The sequence below is a fragment of the Streptomyces sp. NPDC059582 genome, assembly GCF_042735715.1.
Classification (GTDB): Bacteria; Actinomycetota; Actinomycetes; order Streptomycetales; family Streptomycetaceae; genus Streptomyces.
Map to the genome: position 1 here is coordinate 38,463 of NZ_JBHWCC010000029.1, position 18,559 is coordinate 57,021.

Below are 18,559 nucleotides of genomic sequence, written 5' to 3' on the forward strand. Positions count from 1 at the left end.
CGAGTGCACTCCGCGACCGAGTTGTACGGTCGTGGGGTGTACCGCTTCCTCTTGTCCCGGCAGTGGGTGATCGTCACCCTCGTCGCGATCGCGCTCATCCCGACGATGATCGAGCTGGGCATCTGGCAGATGCACCGGTACGAGATGCGCAGCGCCCGCAACCAGCTGGTCTCCGACGCCCTGAACGCCGAGCCGGTCCCGGTGGAGCGGCTCGCCTCCCCCGGGCAGGCCGTGACCAGCACCGACCGGTACCGCACCGTCACCGCGACGGGCACGTTCGACACCTCCCGGCAGGTCGTCGTCCGGCGCCGCGTGAGCTCGGACGACGAGGTCGGTTTCCACGTCCTCACCCCGTTCGTCCTGACGGACGGCAAGGTGCTGCTGGTCAACCGGGGCTGGATCCCCGCGAACGGAGCACAGACCGCCTTCCCGAAGATCCCGGCGCCGCCCGCCGGCCGGACCACCGTCACCGGCCGGCTGATGCCCGACGAGACGACCGCGGCGAGCGGCATCAAGGACATCAAGGGGCTGCCCGACCGGCAGATCATGCTGATCAACAGTGCGGAGCAGGGACAGCGGCTCGGCGCCCAGGTGCTCGGCGGCTACATCCAGCAGACAGCGCCCGAGGCGAAGGACGGCACCCCGGAGCAGATCTCCGACCCGGGCAAGGAGGACGCCCCGCTGAACTACGCCTACATGATCCAGTGGTGGCTGTTCGCGGCGGGCGTCCCGGTGGGCTGGTGGGTCCTGGTCCGGCGTGAGCTGCGCGACCGGACGGAGGCCGAGGCGGGAGAAGCCGGGGCGCGGACCGAGCCGGCCACGGTGTAGGACCGGGCTGGCCGCTCCCCGGCCGACCCAGGGCTCCGGGCCCGCGAGGGCCCGTCCGACCGCGCTCCAGGGTCCGCCCGGGGCCGATCCATGGCCGTCCCGGGTCCGCTCCGGGTCCGCTCCGGGGCCGACATGGGGCAACTCCACGGCCGGTCCGGCGGGACGGCCCCTAACCCACCCGGCCGCATGCGCTGATTGCCCCGCCGGTCCACCGGGAACCGGGAATTCCGTGTACCCCCGTATCGAGGACTACGCCCTCATCGGCGACGAACAGACCGCAGCCCTGGTCGGCCTGGACGGCTCCGTCGACTGGCTGTGCTTCCCACGCTTCGACTCGGCGGCCTGCTTCGCCAAGCTGCTGGGCAGCGAGGACAACGGCCACTGGCGGATCGCCCCCATGGGCGCGCAGGGCCCCTGTACCCGCCGCGCCTACCGCCCCGACACCCTCGTCCTCGACACCGAGTGGGACACGGACGAGGGCACGATCCGCGTCACCGACCTGATGCCCCAGCGGGAACTGGCACCCGACCTGGTACGCATCGTGGAGGGCGTCAGCGGCCGGGTCACCGTACGGAGCACCGTCCGGCTCCGCTTCGACTACGGCTCGATCATCCCGTGGATGCGCAGATCCGACGGCCACCGGGTCGCCGTCGCCGGCCCGGACTCGGTCTGGCTGCGCAGCGAACCCTCGGTGCGCACCTGGGGCGAGGACTTCGGCACGCACTCGGAGTTCACCGTCGCCGAGGGCGAGCGGGTCGCGTTCGTCCTCACCTGGCACCCCTCGCACGAGCCGCGCCCGGCGCTGGTCGACCCGTACGAGGCACTGAGCAGCAGTGTCGTCGACTGGCGGAAGTGGGTGAGTCACTGCACCTACGACGGCCCCTACCGGGACGCCGTCGTGCGCTCCCTGATCACCCTCAAGGCCCTCAGCTACGCCCCCACCGGCGGCATCGTCGCCGCGGCCACCACCTCGCTGCCGGAGCAGCTGGGCGGGGTGCGCAACTGGGACTACCGCTACTGCTGGCTGCGCGACTCCACCCTCACCCTGGGCGCCCTGCTGTCGGCGGGCTACCACAAGGAGGCCGAGGCCTGGCGGAACTGGCTGCTGCGCGCGGTCGCGGGCGACCCGGCGGAGCTCCAGATCATGTACGGCCTGGCCGGTGAGCGGCGCCTGCCGGAGTGCGAGCTGCCCTGGCTCACCGGGTACACCGACTCGGCACCCGTACGGATCGGCAACGCCGCCGTGAACCAGCTCCAGCTGGACGTCTACGGCGAGGTCATGGATTCGCTGTACCTGGCACGTAGTTCGGGTCTGTCCGCCAAGCCGCACATGTGGTCGATGCAGGGCGCCCTGATGCAGTACCTGGACTCGGCGTGGCGGCAGCCGGACGAGGGGCTGTGGGAGGTGCGCGGCGGCCGCCGCCACTTCGTGCACTCGAAGGTGATGGTGTGGGTGGCCGCCGACCGGGCGGTGCGCACCCTGGAGGAGCACCCGGAGCTGCCCGGCGACCTCAAGGCCTGGCGCGCACTGCGCGACGAGGTCCACCAGGAGGTGTGCGAACAGGGCTACGACCCGGAACGCAACACCTTCACGCAGTACTACGGCTCGCGCGAACTCGACGCGGCCCTGCTGCTCATCCCGCGCGTCGGCTTCCTGCCGCCCGACGACCCACGTGTGGTCGGCACGGTGGACGCGGTACGCGAGGAGCTGGGCCACGGCGGCTTCGTGCGCCGCTACGACACCGAGGACACGCCCGTCGACGGACTCCCGGGCGGTGAAGGCGTCTTCCTGGCCTGCTCGTTCTGGCTGGCGGACGCGCTGCACCTGACGGGCCGTACCCAGGAGGCCCGGGTGCTCTTCGAGCGGCTGGTGAGCCTCACGAACGATGTGGGACTGCTGGCCGAGGAGTACGACCCGGAGAGCGGACGCCAGCTCGGCAACTTCCCGCAGGCGTTCAGCCACATCGGCCTGGTGAACACGGCACTCGCCCTGTCCGGGGGCGACGTAGCAGGATAGGGGCATGGATCTTGGACTGAAGGACCGGGTGTACGTCGTCACCGGAGCCACGCGAGGCCTGGGCAACGCCGTCGCGCGCGAGCTCGTGGCCGACGGCGCGAAGGTGGTCGTCACGGGACGGGACGAGAAGCGGGTCGCCGACGCGGCGGCCGAACTGGGGCCGAACGCGGTCGGGTTGGCTGTCGACAACGCCGAGGAGGACGCGCCCGTCCGGCTCATCGCCGCCGCCCGCGAGCACTTCGGCGGCTTCGACGGCATCCTGGTCAGCGTCGGCGGGCCGCCGCCGGGCTTCGTCGCCGACACCACGGACGAGCAGTGGCGCACGTCGTTCGAGTCGGTGTTCCTGGGTGCGGTACGGCTCGCCCGCGCGGCGGCCGCGGAGCTCGGGTCCGGCGGCGTCATCGGGTTCGTGCTGTCCGGCTCGGTGTACGAGCCGATCCCGGCACTGACCATCTCCAACGGGCTGCGGCCCGGCCTGGCCGGCTTCGCCAAGTCCCTCGCCGACGAGCTGGGGCCGCGCGGCATCCGCGTGCTCGGGCTGCTGCCGGCCCGCATCGACACGGACCGCGTACGCGAGCTGGACGGGTACTCGGCGGATCCGGCGGCGACCCGGGCGGCGAACGAGTCCCGCATCCCGCTGCGTCGGTACGGGACGCCGGAGGAGTTCGGGCGGACGGCGGCGTTCCTGCTGTCCCCGGCCGCGTCCTACCTGACGGGGATCATGGTGCCGGTGGACGGCGGGGCCCTGCACGGGTTCTGAGCCCGCAGGCGGTCCTGGGACGGACGGTCGTGTCGGGGGCGCGGAGCCGCACAGTGACGCGGCCCCGCGCCCCCGGCCTCGCTCAGCTCACCCGTTCCGCACGATGCCTGGCCGCGCGCAGACGTACCTCGGCCGGGAGCGCCGCGAGCCCCGCGGAGTTGCGCGCGTGGGTGAGGGCCTCGGCGGTGAGGTGGTCCAGAACGGTTCCCGGGTCCACGTGCGGCTCCAGCAGGAGGCGCACACGGGCCGCGGGCGCACTCCGCCGGCCCGTCAGCAGCACCTGGGCGTGCTGGACGCCGTCCAGGTTCCCCGCCTCGCTGCCCAGCACCCCTTCCAGCGCCCGCCCCCGCAGCAGTGCCCCTTCGCCGTCGCCGGTGTCGACGAGGACCTCGGCGAGCCGACGGCGGCGGAACACCGCGACCAGCCACCACAGGGCGAGCAGGACGAGGACGGCGAGGACGGCGAGAACGGTCGGCCACCACCAGCCGTGGTCCCGCCAGCGGGTCCGTTCGGCCGCGGTCAGCAGTACGTCGTGGGGGCCGTGGTGGATCCACCAGGAGGGCGGCGGAGCGCCCAGGCCGACGGCGAGCACCGAGCCGCCGAGCAGCACCAGGACGAGGCCGACGACTCCGATCAGCATCCGGTTGACGGTCCTGAGCACCGTACTCACCCCTTCCGTCCCGGTCGCCGTACCCGCACCGACAGCGCGGGCGGCCGGGCGAGCCCCAGGCCCCTGATCGCGTCGGCGAGCACGGTGTCGAGGTCCGCGCGGACGTCGTCCAGTTCACGGAAGTGCGAGACCGCCCGGACGTCGGCCCACCGGCGGTGCGCCCGCACCCGTACCGACTGCACGCCCGCGACCTCCATGGCCCGGTCGCGCAGGACCAGCGCCGCCGCGTCCCGGTGCAGTCCCGCCCGTACGTCGGGACGGGTGCGTCGCATCGGCAGGACCGCGCGCAGGCCGGGGGTGGCGGCCAGCAGCAGCAGCCAGAGGCCGAGGGCGGCGGCGACGCCGGCTCCGACCAGCACCCAGGGGTCGTCGAGCGGCCGCTCGGCGAGCTGCCGGGCCAGCGCCCGGCGCCAGTGTGTACCGGGCCGGTGGGCGCGCACGGCGGCGATGTCGTAGAGGAAGGCGGCCGTGACGACCAGCAGCAGTACGGCGACCACGGCCGCGGGGATCCGGCGGGCGGACCAGAAGCGGTGCCCCGGGCCGTCGTCCGCGCGGTCGGACAGCGGGGGCGGGGGATCGTAGGCCGCCGCCGAGGCGGACCGGCCCAGTCCGGTGCCGGTGCCGGTGTCGTCTCTCTCGATGACCGGCAGTCGTCGTGTGGTGCCCTCGGAGCCCTGGGGCTCGCTCATCGCGTCCTCCCCTGTGCCGCGCCCGGTGCCGGGGTCGGGTGCAGCCGTTCCACGTGGACGGCGACTTCCGGCACCTCCATTCCCACCAACGCGCCTACCCGCTCGACGACATGTCGACGCACCTCGCGGCAGCGGGCGCCGATGTCGCAGGGATAGCCGAGTTCCAGATGGACGCGGATGCGGGCGGTGTCGTGGTGGACGATCACGGTGGCGTGCGCGGGCACGGCGTCCGCGGGCAGCGGTCCGACGGCCTCTCGGGCCGCCTGGGCGGCCGTCTTGGCCACGACCCGGTCGGCGATCCGGGTCGCGCCGCGTTCGCCCGGCGGGACGACGGCCAGGCGTCCGCCGCCCTCGGCGAGACCGTCGTTCACGGATGTCACCGCCGCCGGTCGTCGCGCGGACGGAAGAAGTCGCCGAGATCCAGGTCCCCCTCCAGCAACCGGCCGACGACGAACCCGATCGCGCCCAGCGCCGCCACCAGCAGGAACGCGCCGAACCCGCCGAAGTATCCGGCGAACCCCAGCGCCATCCCGGCGATCATGCCGACCACGGCCATGCTCATACGGTGCTCCTCGGCTCGGGCTTCCGGTTCACTGGATCCGGGGCTCCGGCTCCTCGTCGTCCTCTTCCTCGGGCAGTTTGACGTCGCTGACGGCGATGTTGACCTCGACGACCTCCAGGCTCGTCATGCGCTCCACCGCCGCGATGACGTTCTCCCGTACGGCCTTCGCCACGTCGGCGATCGACACGCCGTAGTCGACGACGATCTCCAGGTCCAGCGCGGTCTGGAGTTCGCCGACCTCGGCCTTGACCCCGCGGGTCACGGACTTCGCCCCGCCGGGCACCCGGTCCCGCACGGCGCCGAAGGTGCGGCTCAGGCCGCTGCCCATCGCGTGCACGCCGAGCACGTCACGCGCCGCCAGCCCGGCGATCTTCTCCACGACCCCGTCGGCGATGGTGGTACGCCCCCGGGTGGCCGGGTCTCCGCCGCCACGCCGGGTGGCCTTGCGGGTCTGGACCGACGGCTCCGTCACACCCTCGGGGTACTGCGTCCGGTTCGGCTCCGTCATGTCGTCGGTCATCGCCGCACGTCCCTTCCGGTCGTCTCCGGTCGTAGTCCTTCCCCCACGGTAAGTGCGGTCGCCCGCTCCCGCCCTGGTGATGGGGCAGGCTGGAGCAATGACGGCGGACCGGTTGGCGCGGGCGGTACGGGATCGGCTGGGGCTGGGCAGGCTGCTGCCGCTGGGCGGCCGGGCCGACGGCGCGTGGATCACGGAACGGGCGGCCGAGGCCGTGCTACGGCGCTCGGCGCGCGGCGTGCCGGGGGTGAGCCTCGGTGCGCTCCGGATCGCGCCGGCGGACCCGGCGGAGGCGGATCGGGCGGACGAGGCGGACGAGGCGGACGACGTGAACGACGTGAACGACGTGAACGACGTGAGCGAGGCAGTCGTACCGCCGCCGAGTGCGCTGCCGCCTGGTCCGCTGCGCGTCTCGGCGGACTTCGCGGCGACGGCGTCCGTGCCGCTGCCGGGCACGGCCTCCCTGCTGCGGGCGGCGCTGGCCTCGGCGGCGACGGAGGGCCTCGGTCTGACGGTCACCGAGGTGGACCTGCGGGTGACGGGCCTGCTGGACACGGGTCCGCCGGACGAGGAGCCCGAGACATCGCCGGAGCCCGCGCGGGAGCCGTGGGCGTCCGGCGCGGAGGCCGGCCCCGAGGAGGCGCGGGCCGCCGCGGCCGTGCTGTCCCTCGCGGGAGTGGACCGGCTGACCGCCGTGCTCGGCGGCCGGCCGGTACACCTCGCCCTCGGGGAACGGCAGGGCGAGGCCGCGCCGCCACGCCGCCACGCGCGCGTGGAGATCGCCGTACGGATGGAGCACCGGGCGCTGGACGTGGCGCGCGCGGTGCGCGTGGCGGTGGGCGGTGTGCTGCCGGATCACCCGGCGGTGGCGGTGGTGGTGACCGCGGTCGGCTGAGGCGCGCTCGCCGAAACCCGGTCCTCACCCACCCGCACCCGAGCCCGACTCACCGAATCCCGGCGAGGGACACTCGCCGAGTCCGAGGATCACCGGCGACGCCGAGACTCACTCGCCGAATCCCGGGCAGGGGGCACTCGCCGACGCCGAGGCCTACTCGCCGACGCCCGCCAGGTCCCGCAGGCGGCGGGCCTGGGCGGCACGCTCCGCGGCACGCTGCTCGTCGTACGTACGGTCCGCGGCGCCGCGCAGCAAGGCCTTGGTCTCGATCACCGCGTCCCGGGGCGCGGCGAGGATCGGCCCGATCAGGTCCCGCACCGTCGCGTCGAGGTCCGCCACCGGGACCGAGAGGTTCGCGAGGCCGGAGCTGACGGCCTCCTCGGCCAGGACGAACCGGCCGGTGAGGCAGATCTCGACCGCACGGCCGTAGCCGACCAGCGACACCAGCGGGTGCGTGCCCGTCAGGTCCGGGACGAGCCCCAGGCCGGTCTCGCGCATGGCGAACTGCACGTCGTCGGCGACGACGCGCACGTCACAGGCGAGCGCGAGCTGGAAGCCCGCACCGATGGCGTGTCCCTGCACGACGGCGATGGACACGATGTCGTTGCGCCGCCACCAGGTGAAGCCCTCCTGGAACCCGGCGATTGCGGCGTCGAGTTCGGTGTCGTCGCCACGCGCGAGGTCGACGAAGGACGGCTCGCCCTCGATGCCCTCCGGCGTGAACATCTGCCGGTCGAGACCGGCGGAGAAGGACTTGCCCTCACCGCGCAGCACGACGACACGGACGGTGCCCGGCAGCAGTCGCCCGGCTTCGGCGAGCGCGCGCCACATGGCGGGGCTCTGCGCGTTGCGCTTGGCCGGATTGACCAGCGTCACCGTGGCGATCGCGTCGTCCACGGTGAGCCGTACGCCGTCCTTGTCGAGCAGGGGAACGAGTTCCTGGTCGGGCGAAGCCATGGGGCGCCTCCGATGAGTGCGGTCATCCTGGATGCCGTGGTACGGCAGCTAAGTGACTGCACAGTAACCACCCGGTCGATCAGCCGACCGACCGGGTGGCCACCATCGAAGCCGATGGGCCGCCCGGGTCAGGACGAAGCAGCCTTCTTGCCCCTTGTCGCCCCACCACGCCCACGAAGCGTGACGCCCGACTCGCTGAGCATCCGGTGGACGAAGCCATACGAGCGGCCGGTCTCCTCGGCCAGCGCCCGGATGCTCGCACCGGAGTCGTACTTCTTCTTCAGGTCTGCCGCGAGCTTGTCGCGCGCGGCGCCGGTTACCCGGCTGCCCTTCTTCAGAGTCTCGGCCACCCGTGCCTCCTCATGGGAAGTGCGCTCTGGTCCCCTCATGATCACCCCTCCGGGGCTTCATGGCCACCCATTCGGCAAGGTCCGTACGACAGGCTTGTGACGACAGGAGCGCATCCCCACATACGGAATCTGCTATTCCGTCGCGAGGCGTTCGTACGACCGAACGGGTTGTTTTGTGAAGTGCCAGGTCAGAGACGCACCATGGCCGATCCCTTGTCGACAAAAGGATCGGCCATGAAATGCGTGTAGGACACACCTCGATACGAGGAGATCTCACTCAGATGATGGATCACGGATCGGCCGAATGATCCATACGCTGTGGATCAGGCATTCGATCAAGCCAGGGCGACGAGATCCGCGTAGTCCGCGCCCCACAGGTCCTCGACGCCGTCCGGCAGCAGGATGATCCGCTCCGGCTGGAGTGCCTCGACCGCGCCCTCGTCGTGGGTGACCAGAACGACGGCGCCCTTATAGGTGCGCAGCGCGCCGAGGATCTCCTCGCGGCTGGCCGGGTCGAGGTTGTTGGTCGGCTCGTCGAGCAGCAGGACGTTCGCCGACGACACCACGAGGGTGGCGAGGGCGAGACGGGTCTTCTCGCCACCGGACAGGACACCGGCCGGCTTGTCCACGTCGTCGCCGGAGAAGAGGAAAGAACCCAGCGTCTTGCGCACCTCGACGAGGTCGAGGTCGGGGGCGGCGGAGCGCATGTTCTCCAGGACCGTGCGCTCCGGGTCGAGGGTCTCGTGCTCCTGCGCGTAGTAGCCGAGCTTGAGGCCGTGGCCCTCGACGACCTCGCCGGTGTCGGGCGTCTCGACGCCGCCGAGCAGCCTGAGGAGGGTCGTCTTGCCGGCGCCGTTCAGACCGAGGATGACGACACGCGAGCCCTTGTCGATGGCCAGGTCGACGTCCGTGAAGATCTCCAGGGAGCCGTACGACTTCGACAGCCCCTCCGCCGTCAGCGGGGTCTTGCCGCACGGCGCGGGCTCGGGGAAGCGCAGCTTGGCGACCTTGTCCTGCTGACGCACCGCCTCCAGGCCCGAGAGCAGCTTGTCGGCGCGCTTGGCCATGTTCTGCGCGGCGACGGTCTTGGTCGCCTTGGCGCGCATCTTGTCGGCCTGCGAGTGCAGGGCGGCGGCCTTCTTCTCGGCGTTCTGCCGCTCGCGCTTGCGGCGCTTCTCGTCGGCCTCGCGCTGCTGCTGGTAGAGCTTCCAGCCCATGTTGTAGACGTCGATCTGGGCGCGGTTGGCGTCCAGGTAGAAGACCTTGTTCACGACCGTCTCGACGAGGTCGACGTCGTGGGAGATCACGATGAAGCCGCCGCGGTAGGTCTTCAGGTAGTCGCGCAGCCAGATGATCGAGTCGGCGTCCAGGTGGTTGGTCGGCTCGTCGAGCAGCAGCGTGTCCGCGTCCGAGAACAGGATCCGGGCCAGCTCGATACGGCGGCGCTGACCACCCGAGAGGGTGTGCAGCGGCTGGCCGAGCACCCGGTCGGGGAGGTTGAGCGCGGCGGCGATGGTGGCGGCCTCGGCCTCGGCGGCGTACCCGCCCTTGGTGAGGAACTCCGTCTCCTGGCGTTCGTACTGCCGCAGGGCCTTTTCGCGGGTGGCGCCCGCGCCGTTGGCGATGCGCTGTTCGTTCTCGCGCATCTTGCGGATCAGGGTGTCCAGTCCGCGTGCGGAGAGGATGCGGTCGCGGGCCAGTATGTCGAGGTCGCCGGTGCGCGGGTCCTGTGGCAGGTAGCCGACCTCGCCGGAGCGGGTGACGGCGCCGGCGGCGGGCATGCCCTCGCCCGCCAGGACCTTGGTGAGCGTCGTCTTGCCCGCGCCGTTGCGGCCGACCAGGCCGACCCGGTCGCCCTTGGCGATGCGGAAGGTGGCGGACTCGATGAGGATGCGGGCACCGGCGCGCAGCTCGATACCGGAGGCGGAGATCACGGACAGACTCCAGGACGGGAGGGTTCGGGTGGGCGGCTGAGGACGTTCCCGCCGTCTAATGCGCGAGGAGAATGGCCATGGACGTCAGTCTAACGGGGTCGTGCAAGCACTTTTCCTGCGTGGTGCGGGGCGCGGCCCGGCGTCGTGGGGGCGAGTCGCCCGTCCGGGACGTCCCGCCCGGGGTGCCCCGAGCGGGTCATGGAGCGAGGATGTCGCGTGGGGGACGACGCGTGCGGAGGTGGTGCGCCCATGCAGTTCGACGACGACGCCCGACTGGACACCTCCGAGGTGCAGGATGTGCGCGGCAGCCGGATCCCCGGTGGCCGGGCGACCGTCGGCGGCGGCATCGCGGGGCTGATCGCGCTGCTCCTGGGCCTGTTCTTCGGGGTCGGCCCCGACCAGCTCGGCCTGTCGTCGGGGGGCGAGCCGGCCGCGACCTCGTCGTCGCTGGCCCAGGTCCAGCAGAGCTGCCGTACCGGGCAGGACGCGAACGCCAAGGACGACTGCCGGATGGTGGCGGTGGTCAACAGCGTGCAGGACTTCTGGGACCAGGAGTTCCAGCGCCGAGGGGGCACCTACACCCGCGCCTCCACCGTCTTCTTCAGCGGGCAGATCGCCACCGCGTGCGGTACGGCGACCTCGGCGGTCGGCCCGTTCTACTGCCCGCGCGACCGGAAGGTCTATCTGGACCTGGGGTTCTTCAACGATCTGCGGACGAAGTTCGGCTCCAGCGGCGGACCGTTCGCCCAGGCGTACGTGGTGGCGCACGAGTACGGGCATCACGTGCAGGACCTGATGGGCACGCTCGGCCGGTCCCAGGACGGGCGGACGGGGGCGGACAGCAACGCGGTGCGGGTGGAGCTCCAGGCGGACTGCTACGCCGGGGTGTGGGCACGCCACGCGACCACCACGAAGGACGAGTCGACCGGGCGGCCGCTGATCACCAGCCTCACGGACGCCGACATCCGGGACGGCCTCGACGCGGCGGCGGCCGTGGGCGACGACCGGATCCAGGAGAAGTTCCAGGGGCGGGTCACGCCGGAGACGTGGACGCACGGGTCCGCGCAGCAGCGTCAGCAGTGGTTCTACCAGGGGTACCGGACCGGCGACATGGGCCAGTGCAACACCTTCCGGTGAGGTGCGGGCCCGTTGTCAGTGGTCGCTGCCAGACTGGGCGGCGGGTGGAATTCCCGGCAGTGATCACGAAGGGGTGGTCGGTATGGCAGACACAAGTGGGGGGCGCCCCAGCATCTACCCGACGGTGCTGTACGCGGACGCGATGGCGGCCATCCGGCAGCTCACGGAGGCCTTCGGGTTCATGGAGCTGTCCGTGTACGAGGGCGAGGACGGCTCGGTGATGCACGCCGAGCTGGTGCAGGGCAACGGCGCGGTGATGGTCGGCTCCAAGGGCCGCGGCGGCGTCTTCGACACGGCGATGGAGGGCGCGGGGCCGGTGGGGGTGTACGTCGTCGTGGACGACGTCGACGCACACCACCAGCGCGCCGTCGAGCACGGCGCCGAGATCCTGATGCCCCCGACGGACCAGGACTACGGCTCGCGGGACTACCTGGCCCGGGACGTCGAGGGCAACATCTGGAGCTTCGGCACGTACGCCCCCGAGATACAGGGCTGAGCCCGGGCCGACACCCGGCCGGTCAGTTCCCCCCGGTGTGCACCTGGAAGGCCGCCCGGCGGACGGCTTTGGCCAGGGCCGGGTCGGGATGGGCGGCGGCGAGTGCGACGAGGACCTGCACGGTGCGCGGGTGACCGACGGCACGCACCTCGTCGAGCAGCTGGGGCACGGTGGGCTGGAGCGCGGACTCCAGGTGCCGGACGAGCATCGGCGCCTCGCCGTGGTCGGCGACGGCGGCGGCGGTGTCGACCCACAGCCAGGTGGCCTCTTCCCGGGTCAGCACCTCGTGCGCGTCCTCGGGGTCGATGCCGTCGTGCTCGGCGAGCCACAGCAGGGCGTACGGCCGCAGCGCCGGCTCGTCGACGACCGAGCGGACGTCGTGCTCGGCGGGGGCGCCGACGACGCGCAGCGCCTCGAAGGCGAGGCCGCGCAGCAGGGCGTCCTCACCACGGGCGGCGGCCAGCAGGTCGGTGACGGCGCGGCCGACGGGGCGGGCGGCGAGCCAGGCTCGGTACTCGGCGCGGGCCGCGTTGGGGCGCAGCTGGGCACAGCCGCGCAGCATGTCCTCGGCGGCCTGCTCGATGTTCCCGGCGGGGCTCTGCGCGGCGACGCAGATCTGCTCCAGCTTGACCCAGACCGCCCAGCTGCCCAGCGGCGTGAGGGTGGCCTGTCCCTCGCCGTAGGTGAGGGCGCCCACGGAGGCGAGTGCGTGCAGGGCCCACTCGAGGAGCGGCGCCAGCTCGGCCTCCCGGGCGGGCTCCGCCGAGGCGGCGTCGGCGGCGGGCGCCGCCGCGGCGGCGGCCACGGCGGACACTGCGGCGCTGGGCACGGCATGGGGGCCGTACGGGATCTCGCAGCGTTCGGTGCGCAGCTCGGTGACCCGCTGGGCGAGCAGGTCGAGGAGCTGGGCCACGGGGACGGGCCCGGCCGACAGCTGGAGGAAGGAGAGCACCTGGGGCATGCCCGAGACGACCTCGGCGACGGTCGAGGGCTCGTGGTCCGCGGATTCCGGGGACGCGAGCGACCAGGCGTCGAAGAGGGCGACCCAGCCGCGCAGTACGGCGCTGTCGTCCCGGTCCCAGGCGCGCAGCCGCCAGCCGGGGCGGGCGCTGTCGCCGTGCACCTCGACGAGTCCGGCCAGGCGGGCGGTGTCCCAGTCGGCGCGGACTTGATCCGCGGTCAGGCCGAGATCCAGGGCCGCCCGTTCGGCGGTCGCGTCGGTGAGGGTGGCCTTGCCGTCGGCGGTCGCGCCGTCGCGGCCGGGGCCGAGGGCGGTGTCGGCCCAGCGGGCGACACGGGCCGCCGGAGCCAGACCGGAGCGAGCCATTCTGGCCAGTTCCGCGGGGGCCGGTGTGCCCTCCGGAGGTCGGGGTGCGGGGCGGCGCGAGCGCCGCTGGTTCACAGCTCTGGGGGCGGCGGCCAGGGGTCGGGGGCGGACGAGTCGAAGCCTGGAGTCGCGCGGGATACGGGACGTCACAGGGGCAGTCTTCCGGTTGACCGTCCGAAAACCCAAACGGAACGTGACGGGGGGCGACGGGACTGGCCAACGCATGGGCTCGGGAGAGGGGCTGACAGGTGTGATCAGGCCACTGGTACGGCATTAAACGGAAGCAGGTCGACCGGTCGGTGGCGGGTGCGCGGACCGGTCACATCTGGGGGACCATGAAGCGCCGCAGGGCCTCCTCGTAGGCGGCCGGGTCGGGGTTCCACATGGCGCCGTGCGGGGCCCGCGGGACGGTCTGGAGACTGACCAGATCGGGACGGCGGCGGGCGAGGCGGCGCGAGAGGTTCCAGGGGGCCACGGTGTCGTCCGGGCCGTGGAAGATCAGGGTCGGCACCCGGAGCAGATCGGGGTCGGCGGGCTCGGCGTCGTGACCGCTGTCCATGCCGGTGCGGCCCTGGGCGGCGCGGACGGCCAACGGCAGCAGCGCGCCCGGGGTGCCGCGGGCCGCGGCCAGGGCCCGCAGTGTGGTCTCCCAGCTGAGGACCGGGGAGTCCAGGACGAGCCCCGAGATCCGGTCGCGCAGTCCCGAGTGCGCGGCGGCCCGCAGTGCCATGGTGGCGCCGATGGACCAGCCGAGGAGGACGACGCGTTCGGCGCCGTAGCGCACGGCGTAGCGGATCGCGGCGTCCAGGTCGCGCCACTCGGTCTCGCCGAGGTGGTTCAGGCCGTCCGGCGAGCGGGGCGCGCCGAGGTCGCCGCGGTAGGCGAGGGCGAGCACGGGCAAGCGCAGGCCGTGCAGGAACTCCATGACGTTCATGGCGAGTTCCCGGGTGGTGCCGAGGCCGTGCACCGCGATCACCCAGGTGTCGCGGGCGGCGGGGACGAACCATGCCGGGAGGGAGCCGAGTTCGCCCGGGATGTCGACGTCGGCGTGGTCCAGGCCGAGGGCGGCGCTCGGGTTGCCGACGTACACGTTCGGGGTGAGCCACGCCTTGTCGCCCGGCTCCAGGGCGCCGTGGGTGACGCGCTCCAGGCGGCGTACGACGGTGTCGGCGGAGTGCGGGGCGTCGGCCAGGACGGAGCCGACGACGGCGTGGGAGCCGTCACCGTTGAGGCCGTAGGTGCCGGGCCGCAGCGAGGCCAGGTCCCTGGTGAGGGTGACCTGTCCGGCGGCCGTGCCGTGGACGGTGAGCCTGGGTTCGGTCGGCAGGGGGCGGCCGGCCGGCGCCTTGAGAGCGGCGTCGCTGGCGAGCCGGCCGGCGGCCACCGCGGCGGCACCGGCCCCTACCACTGCGGTGACGGCAGCAGCCGTCGCTTTGACAGGGCGCACCAGACCAGTGTCGTGGCGGACCGGTCGACCGGCCAGCGGGAGACAGGGAAGGGGTGACGCGGGAGGGGAGGACGCGCACAGAGGAGACGGTGCGGAAGGGACGCGCGCAGGAGGGACGCGCGCAGGAGGGACGCGCGCGGAAGGGACGAGGCGAGGAATACGACGGCGGAGGAAACACGGGCAGAGCGAGGAGGCAGAGGAAGAGGACGGGGACGGGGACGGGGACGGGGACGGGGACGGGGACGGGGACGGGGACGGGGACGGGGTCAGTCGCGCTGGCCGTATCCGCGCAGCCGCTGCGCCGCCTCCGCCAGCTGCTCGGCCGACAGCAGGTTCGGCGTCAGGCCCGGTACCGAGGACGCCGTCAGCCACAGACGGCACATCCACTCCAGCTGTGCCGTGCGGTCGTAGGCCTGGTCGAGGGTGGCGCCGTAGGTGAGGGTGCCGTGGTTCTGGAGGAGACAGCCGGTGCGGTCGGCCAGGGCGAGGCGCACGTTCTCGGCCAACTGCTCGGAGCCGTACGGCGCATAAGGGGCGACCCGGACGGGGCCGCCGAGGGCGCCGGTCATGTAGTGGATCGCGGGGAGCACGGGGACGAGCGTGGAGACGGCCGTGGCGTGCACGGCGTGGGTGTGCACGACGGCGCGGGCGTCGGTGGTGCGGTGGACGACGAGGTGCATGGGCAGCTCGCTGGTCGGGACGAGGGTGCCGAGCACCTGTCGGCCGTCGAGGGCGACACCGGTGATGTCGTCCGGCGCCAGCCGGTCGTACGGCACGCCCGACGGCGTGACCAGCACGGTGTCCCCGACACGCACCGAGACATTGCCGGAGGTGCCGACCACCAGCCCGTCGGACACGGTCCGGCGGGCGGTCGCGACGAGCGCGGCCCAGGCGCGCGCCTCCTCCTCGGACACACCGCTCCCCCGCGACTCCGCCACGCTTCCCACGTCCTCCCGCACACCCTGTGCGCCCTCCCGGGCGCCCCGTCCGTCCCGTTCGTCGCGCCGCTGCTCAGCCATGTCGCGATCCTGCCAGGCACCGGTGCGGCGCGCCGTCGGCCCGGGGCACTGTAGGGCGGAAGCCGAGGCTCCGTAAGGGCGCATATCCGTATACATCACCTTCTCCAGCGTCTTGGCCGGAGATCGACTAGCATGCGTCGATCTTCGAGTAGCCTCTGGGGGATTTGTCGTACGCGTCGCCATTCCGGGGGGAAGCATGGCCCGTGATCGCAAACCGTCCCGCCGCCACGCCCGCGTGATCGCGGCATCGGTGGCGGCTCTCACGTTCGGGAGCGCGCTCGCCGGAGCGCCGGCCTCGGCGGCGGCTCGGCCCAAGGGGCACGATGTCTCGTCGCACCAGAAGAACATCGACTGGCAGGCCGCGAAGGCCAAGGGCGCCACGTTCGCCTACGTCAAGGCGACCGAGTCCACCGCCTACCGCAACCCCTACTTCGACCGGCAGTACCGGGGCGCGCGCGGCGCGGGACTGCTCCGCGGGGCGTACCACTTCGCGCTGCCGGACCAGTCGTCGGGCACGGCACAGGCGGCGTACTTCGTGCGCAACGGCGGCGGCTGGACCCCGGACGGCGGGACGCTGCCGCCCGCACTCGACATCGAGTACAACCCGTACGACGGCAAGCACCGGTGCTACGGCCTGAGCAAGGCGGGGATGGTCGGCTGGATCCGGTCGTTCAGCGACGAGGTGAAGCGGCTCACCGGGCGCCGTCCGGTGATCTACACGACCACCCACTGGTGGAACACCTGCACGGGCGGCAGCCGCGCCTTCGCCGCCGACCATCCGCTGTGGATCGCCCGGCACGGCTCGACGGACGCGGGTGCGCTGCCCGCCGGATGGTCGTCGTGGACCTTCTGGCAGTACGACAACAGCGGCAGTCTGCCGGGTGACCAGAATCTCTTCAACGGCTCGACCAGCCGTCTGAAGGTGTTCGCCCGGGGCTACTAGCCCTGCCGCGTCCGGGCCGCCGCTCCCGAACGAAAGCACAGCTCTTCGTTTACGACACCCTGACGCCCGTCTCAGTTCACCTTCCGTTCATCCAGGTTACCTACGTTCGTCCAGCCAATGACTTCGAAAGATTGCCTGGGTAAATGGAAAACTTCTCGCTGATCCTCGCGATTGTGGTGGTAACCGCACTCGCGTTTGATTTCACGAACGGTTTTCATGACACCGCCAACGCGATGGCCACGACCATCTCGACCGGTGCGCTCAAGCCCAAGATCGCGGTGGCCATGTCCGCCACGCTCAACCTCGTGGGCGCTTTCCTCTCCGTGGAGGTCGCCAACACGATCTCCAAGGGTCTCGTCGACGAGACCGGCATCCGTCCCGAGGTCATCTTCGCCGCCCTGGTCGGCGCGATCCTCTGGAACCTGCTGACCTGGCTGGTGGGCCTGCCCTCCAGTTCCTCGCACGCCCTGATGGGCGGTCTGATCGGTGCCACCATCGCCTCCGCGGGCACCGGCGCCGTCCACGGCGACGCGCTCGTCACCAAGGTCCTGATCCCGGCCGTCGCGGCCCCGATCGTCGCCGGCGTCGCCGCGCTGCTCGCCACCCGGCTGTCGTACAGGCTGGGCAGGAAGGCCGACGGCGAGGCCGCAGCGAAGGGCTACCGCGCGGGCCAGATCGCCTCGGCCGGCCTGGTCTCGCTGGCCCACGGCACCAACGACGCGCAGAAGACGATGGGCATCATCACCCTCGCCCTGGTCGCCGGCGGCGCCGTCGCGCCCGACTCGGACCCGCCCGTCTGGGTCATCCTCTCCGCCGGTCTCGCCATCGCGCTCGGCACCTACCTCGGCGGCTGGCGCATCATCCGCACCATGGGCAAGGGCCTGACCGACCTTCAGCCGCAGCAGGGCTTCGCCGCCCAGACCAGCGCCGCGACGGTCATCCTGGCCTCCTCCCACCTCGGCTTCTCCCTCTCCACCACCCACTCGGTCTCCGGTTCGGTGATGGGCGCGGGTCTCGGCCGCAAGGGCGGCGTCGTGCGCTGGTCCACCGCGACCCGCATGTTCGTCGCCTGGGCCCTGACCCTGCCGGCCGCCGCGCTGGTCGGTGCCCTCGCCGAGTCCGTGACGGACCTCGGCAGCTGGGGCACGGCCGTCGTCGCCGTCTTCCTGATCGCCTCAAGCGCCGCGATCTGGAAGATCTCCCGGCGCGAGGTCGTCGACCACAGCAACGTCAACGCCCCGGAGCAGCCGGCCGGTGTCGTGACCACGGCCATCGCCGCGGTCACCCCGCCCCCCGCGGGCACGGTGACCGCGGACCTCACGGCCACGATCCCCGCCCCCGCCACCACCGTGTCCGTCCCCGCCCAGGCCACCGCCGCGTCCGTCGCCGACCCGGCGACCCCGCCGGCCGCCGCCGTCTGAACCCCCCGCGCACCCGGTTAAGAAGGAAGCATCACCATGAACATCGACTGGGCGACCCTGGGTTCCGTGTTCGGCGTCAGCCTCGTGGTCACCGTGGCCCTCGTGGCCCTGTTCACCCTCGGCATCATGGGCCTCTCGCGCCAGGAACGGGCCTCCGCGCAGGGCGGGTCCGCCGCACTGGCCGTGACGGGCGCCTACGCCTGCTTCGCGGCCTGCACCGCCGCGGTGGCCTACGGGATCTACCTGATCGTCGCCTGACCCGCGCTCACGCGCACACCGTTCTCCAAGGGGCGGGAGGAACCCACCGGTTCCTCCCGCCCCTCCCCACGTCCAACCGCCTTCACACAGACGGCACCTGCCTCTCGTGTGGGGCTGCCCACACTCCTCCGTCCCAGGTCAGCAGCAAGTTGACGGCCCTTCCGGGCCCGTGGTGGACTGCCCGAGCCATATACGGAGGCAGAAGAGGAAGCCGGTGCGAATCCGGCGCGGTCCCGCCACTGTCACCGGGGTAGTAAGCCCCGGGAGCCAGGAACTCTCGCCGCCGGTCTCGTCGAACCAGGGCGCGGACACCCTGAGTGAGGACATATCGC

At 72.4% G+C, this 18,559-nt stretch carries 20 protein-coding genes and 1 riboswitch; of the genes, 9 read left to right on the forward strand and 11 right to left on the reverse strand.

From position 1 onward, the window contains the following. The first annotated feature begins 36 nt into the window (after positions 1 to 36). The 3 genes from ACFV0T_RS23970 (at position 37) to ACFV0T_RS23980 (ending at position 3,605) form a co-directional block, all read left to right on the forward strand. Complete coding sequence (locus tag ACFV0T_RS23970; protein WP_385782608.1) at positions 37 to 828, forward strand: SURF1 family protein; 792 nt, start codon at positions 37 to 39, stop codon at positions 826 to 828. 229 nt (positions 829 to 1,057) lie between these two features. Then, positions 1,058 to 2,845 carry a glycoside hydrolase family 15 protein gene (locus ACFV0T_RS23975; protein ID WP_385782611.1) on the forward strand — a complete coding sequence of 596 codons (1,788 nt, stop codon included), beginning with the start codon at positions 1,058 to 1,060 and terminating at the stop codon, positions 2,843 to 2,845. A gap of 4 nt (positions 2,846 to 2,849) precedes the next feature. After that, positions 2,850 to 3,605: an SDR family oxidoreductase gene (locus ACFV0T_RS23980; protein WP_385782613.1), complete on the forward strand. Its 756-nt coding sequence runs from the start codon at positions 2,850 to 2,852 to the stop codon at positions 3,603 to 3,605. A gap of 82 nt (positions 3,606 to 3,687) precedes the next feature. On the opposite strand, the gene amaP is transcribed toward ACFV0T_RS23980, so the two are convergent. Genes amaP through ACFV0T_RS24005 form a run of 5 tightly spaced genes read right to left on the reverse strand, consistent with a single transcriptional unit; the run spans position 3,688 to position 6,034 of the window. Further along, positions 3,688 to 4,275 carry an alkaline shock response membrane anchor protein AmaP gene (amaP, locus tag ACFV0T_RS23985; protein ID WP_385782616.1) on the reverse strand — a complete coding sequence of 196 codons (588 nt, stop codon included), beginning with the start codon at positions 4,273 to 4,275 and terminating at the stop codon, positions 3,688 to 3,690. Next, positions 4,272 to 4,964, reverse strand: coding sequence for a DUF6286 domain-containing protein (locus tag ACFV0T_RS23990; protein WP_385782619.1), 693 nt, complete (start codon positions 4,962 to 4,964; stop codon positions 4,272 to 4,274). The genes amaP and ACFV0T_RS23990 overlap by 4 nt, the downstream gene beginning before the upstream one ends. Then, a complete protein-coding gene (locus tag ACFV0T_RS23995) occupies positions 4,961 to 5,344 on the reverse strand; it encodes an Asp23/Gls24 family envelope stress response protein (protein ID WP_385782622.1) in 384 nt (127 codons plus the stop codon). The genes ACFV0T_RS23990 and ACFV0T_RS23995 overlap by 4 nt, the downstream gene beginning before the upstream one ends. Further along, on the reverse strand, positions 5,341 to 5,526 hold the full coding sequence (locus ACFV0T_RS24000; RefSeq protein ID WP_385782625.1) for a hypothetical protein: 186 nt from the start codon (positions 5,524 to 5,526) through the stop codon (positions 5,341 to 5,343). The genes ACFV0T_RS23995 and ACFV0T_RS24000 overlap by 4 nt, the downstream gene beginning before the upstream one ends. Positions 5,527 to 5,554: 28 nt before the next feature. Beyond that, positions 5,555 to 6,034, reverse strand: a complete 480-nt coding sequence (locus ACFV0T_RS24005) for an Asp23/Gls24 family envelope stress response protein (RefSeq protein WP_385782809.1) — start codon at positions 6,032 to 6,034, stop codon at positions 5,555 to 5,557. Positions 6,035 to 6,143: 109 nt separating this feature from the next. On the opposite strand from ACFV0T_RS24005, the gene ACFV0T_RS24010 reads away from it, so the two are divergent. Next, positions 6,144 to 6,938 (forward strand): nucleopolyhedrovirus P10 family protein, encoded by a 795-nt coding sequence (locus tag ACFV0T_RS24010; protein WP_385782628.1) that lies wholly within the window; start codon positions 6,144 to 6,146, stop codon positions 6,936 to 6,938. A 153-nt stretch (positions 6,939 to 7,091) separates the two neighbouring features. On the opposite strand, the gene ACFV0T_RS24015 is transcribed toward ACFV0T_RS24010, so the two are convergent. From ACFV0T_RS24015 to ACFV0T_RS24025, 3 genes are all read right to left on the reverse strand, one after another. Continuing rightward, a complete protein-coding gene (locus tag ACFV0T_RS24015; protein ID WP_385782631.1) occupies positions 7,092 to 7,895 on the reverse strand; it encodes an enoyl-CoA hydratase/isomerase family protein in 804 nt (267 codons plus the stop codon). 128 nt (positions 7,896 to 8,023) lie between these two features. Beyond that, a complete protein-coding gene (locus ACFV0T_RS24020) occupies positions 8,024 to 8,245 on the reverse strand; it encodes a helix-turn-helix domain-containing protein (RefSeq protein WP_004002281.1) in 222 nt (73 codons plus the stop codon). A 335-nt stretch (positions 8,246 to 8,580) separates the two neighbouring features. Then, complete coding sequence (locus ACFV0T_RS24025) at positions 8,581 to 10,179, reverse strand: ABC-F family ATP-binding cassette domain-containing protein (protein WP_385782634.1); 1,599 nt, start codon at positions 10,177 to 10,179, stop codon at positions 8,581 to 8,583. Between the two features lie 249 nt (positions 10,180 to 10,428). On the opposite strand from ACFV0T_RS24025, the gene ACFV0T_RS24030 reads away from it, so the two are divergent. Further along, positions 10,429 to 11,316, forward strand: coding sequence for a neutral zinc metallopeptidase (locus ACFV0T_RS24030; RefSeq protein ID WP_385782637.1), 888 nt, complete (start codon positions 10,429 to 10,431; stop codon positions 11,314 to 11,316). An 82-nt stretch (positions 11,317 to 11,398) separates the two neighbouring features. Then, positions 11,399 to 11,812 (forward strand): VOC family protein, encoded by a 414-nt coding sequence (locus ACFV0T_RS24035; protein WP_385782640.1) that lies wholly within the window; start codon positions 11,399 to 11,401, stop codon positions 11,810 to 11,812. A 22-nt stretch (positions 11,813 to 11,834) separates the two neighbouring features. On the opposite strand, the gene ACFV0T_RS24040 is transcribed toward ACFV0T_RS24035, so the two are convergent. The 3 genes from ACFV0T_RS24040 to ACFV0T_RS24050 all read right to left on the reverse strand — a co-directional run bounded on the left by ACFV0T_RS24040 (position 11,835) and on the right by ACFV0T_RS24050 (position 15,605). Beyond that, positions 11,835 to 13,289: a hypothetical protein gene (locus ACFV0T_RS24040; protein WP_385782643.1), complete on the reverse strand. Its 1,455-nt coding sequence runs from the start codon at positions 13,287 to 13,289 to the stop codon at positions 11,835 to 11,837. Positions 13,290 to 13,458: 169 nt separating this feature from the next. Further along, positions 13,459 to 14,586 carry an alpha/beta hydrolase gene (locus tag ACFV0T_RS24045; protein ID WP_385782646.1) on the reverse strand — a complete coding sequence of 376 codons (1,128 nt, stop codon included), beginning with the start codon at positions 14,584 to 14,586 and terminating at the stop codon, positions 13,459 to 13,461. A gap of 266 nt (positions 14,587 to 14,852) precedes the next feature. After that, positions 14,853 to 15,605 (reverse strand): class II aldolase/adducin family protein, encoded by a 753-nt coding sequence (locus tag ACFV0T_RS24050; protein WP_385782649.1) that lies wholly within the window; start codon positions 15,603 to 15,605, stop codon positions 14,853 to 14,855. A gap of 196 nt (positions 15,606 to 15,801) precedes the next feature. On the opposite strand from ACFV0T_RS24050, the gene ACFV0T_RS24055 reads away from it, so the two are divergent. The 3 genes from ACFV0T_RS24055 (at position 15,802) to ACFV0T_RS24065 (ending at position 18,227) form a co-directional block, all read left to right on the forward strand. Further along, entirely contained in the window at positions 15,802 to 16,548 is a 747-nt protein-coding gene (locus ACFV0T_RS24055) for a lysozyme (RefSeq protein WP_385782652.1), read from the forward strand. A 143-nt stretch (positions 16,549 to 16,691) separates the two neighbouring features. Further along, complete coding sequence (locus ACFV0T_RS24060; protein WP_385782655.1) at positions 16,692 to 17,969, forward strand: anion permease; 1,278 nt, start codon at positions 16,692 to 16,694, stop codon at positions 17,967 to 17,969. 36 nt (positions 17,970 to 18,005) lie between these two features. Next, positions 18,006 to 18,227 carry a hypothetical protein gene (locus ACFV0T_RS24065; protein ID WP_385782658.1) on the forward strand — a complete coding sequence of 74 codons (222 nt, stop codon included), beginning with the start codon at positions 18,006 to 18,008 and terminating at the stop codon, positions 18,225 to 18,227. Between the two features lie 156 nt (positions 18,228 to 18,383). Continuing rightward, a riboswitch (cobalamin riboswitch) is annotated at positions 18,384 to 18,527 on the forward strand. Positions 18,528 to 18,559 lie beyond the last annotated feature (32 nt).

Bases quoted from the DNA above. Each gene is read 5' to 3' on its own strand.
- ACFV0T_RS23980 (WP_385782613.1), top strand. From the start codon at position 2,850: ATGGATCTTGGACTGAAGGACCGGGTGTACGTCGTCACCGGAGCCACG.
- ACFV0T_RS23990 (WP_385782619.1), bottom strand. From the start codon at position 4,964: ATGAGCGAGCCCCAGGGCTCCGAGGGCACCACACGACGACTGCCGGTC.
- ACFV0T_RS24000 (WP_385782625.1), bottom strand. From the start codon at position 5,526: ATGAGCATGGCCGTGGTCGGCATGATCGCCGGGATGGCGCTGGGGTTC.
- ACFV0T_RS24005 (WP_385782809.1), bottom strand. From the start codon at position 6,034: ATGACGGAGCCGAACCGGACGCAGTACCCCGAGGGTGTGACGGAGCCG.
- ACFV0T_RS24010 (WP_385782628.1), top strand. From the start codon at position 6,144: ATGACGGCGGACCGGTTGGCGCGGGCGGTACGGGATCGGCTGGGGCTG.
- ACFV0T_RS24015 (WP_385782631.1), bottom strand. From the start codon at position 7,895: ATGGCTTCGCCCGACCAGGAACTCGTTCCCCTGCTCGACAAGGACGGC.
- ACFV0T_RS24030 (WP_385782637.1), top strand. From the start codon at position 10,429: ATGCAGTTCGACGACGACGCCCGACTGGACACCTCCGAGGTGCAGGAT.
- ACFV0T_RS24035 (WP_385782640.1), top strand. From the start codon at position 11,399: ATGGCAGACACAAGTGGGGGGCGCCCCAGCATCTACCCGACGGTGCTG.
- ACFV0T_RS24050 (WP_385782649.1), bottom strand. From the start codon at position 15,605: ATGGCTGAGCAGCGGCGCGACGAACGGGACGGACGGGGCGCCCGGGAG.
- ACFV0T_RS24055 (WP_385782652.1), top strand. From the start codon at position 15,802: ATGGCCCGTGATCGCAAACCGTCCCGCCGCCACGCCCGCGTGATCGCG.
- ACFV0T_RS24060 (WP_385782655.1), top strand. From the start codon at position 16,692: ATGGAAAACTTCTCGCTGATCCTCGCGATTGTGGTGGTAACCGCACTC.
- ACFV0T_RS24065 (WP_385782658.1), top strand. From the start codon at position 18,006: ATGAACATCGACTGGGCGACCCTGGGTTCCGTGTTCGGCGTCAGCCTC.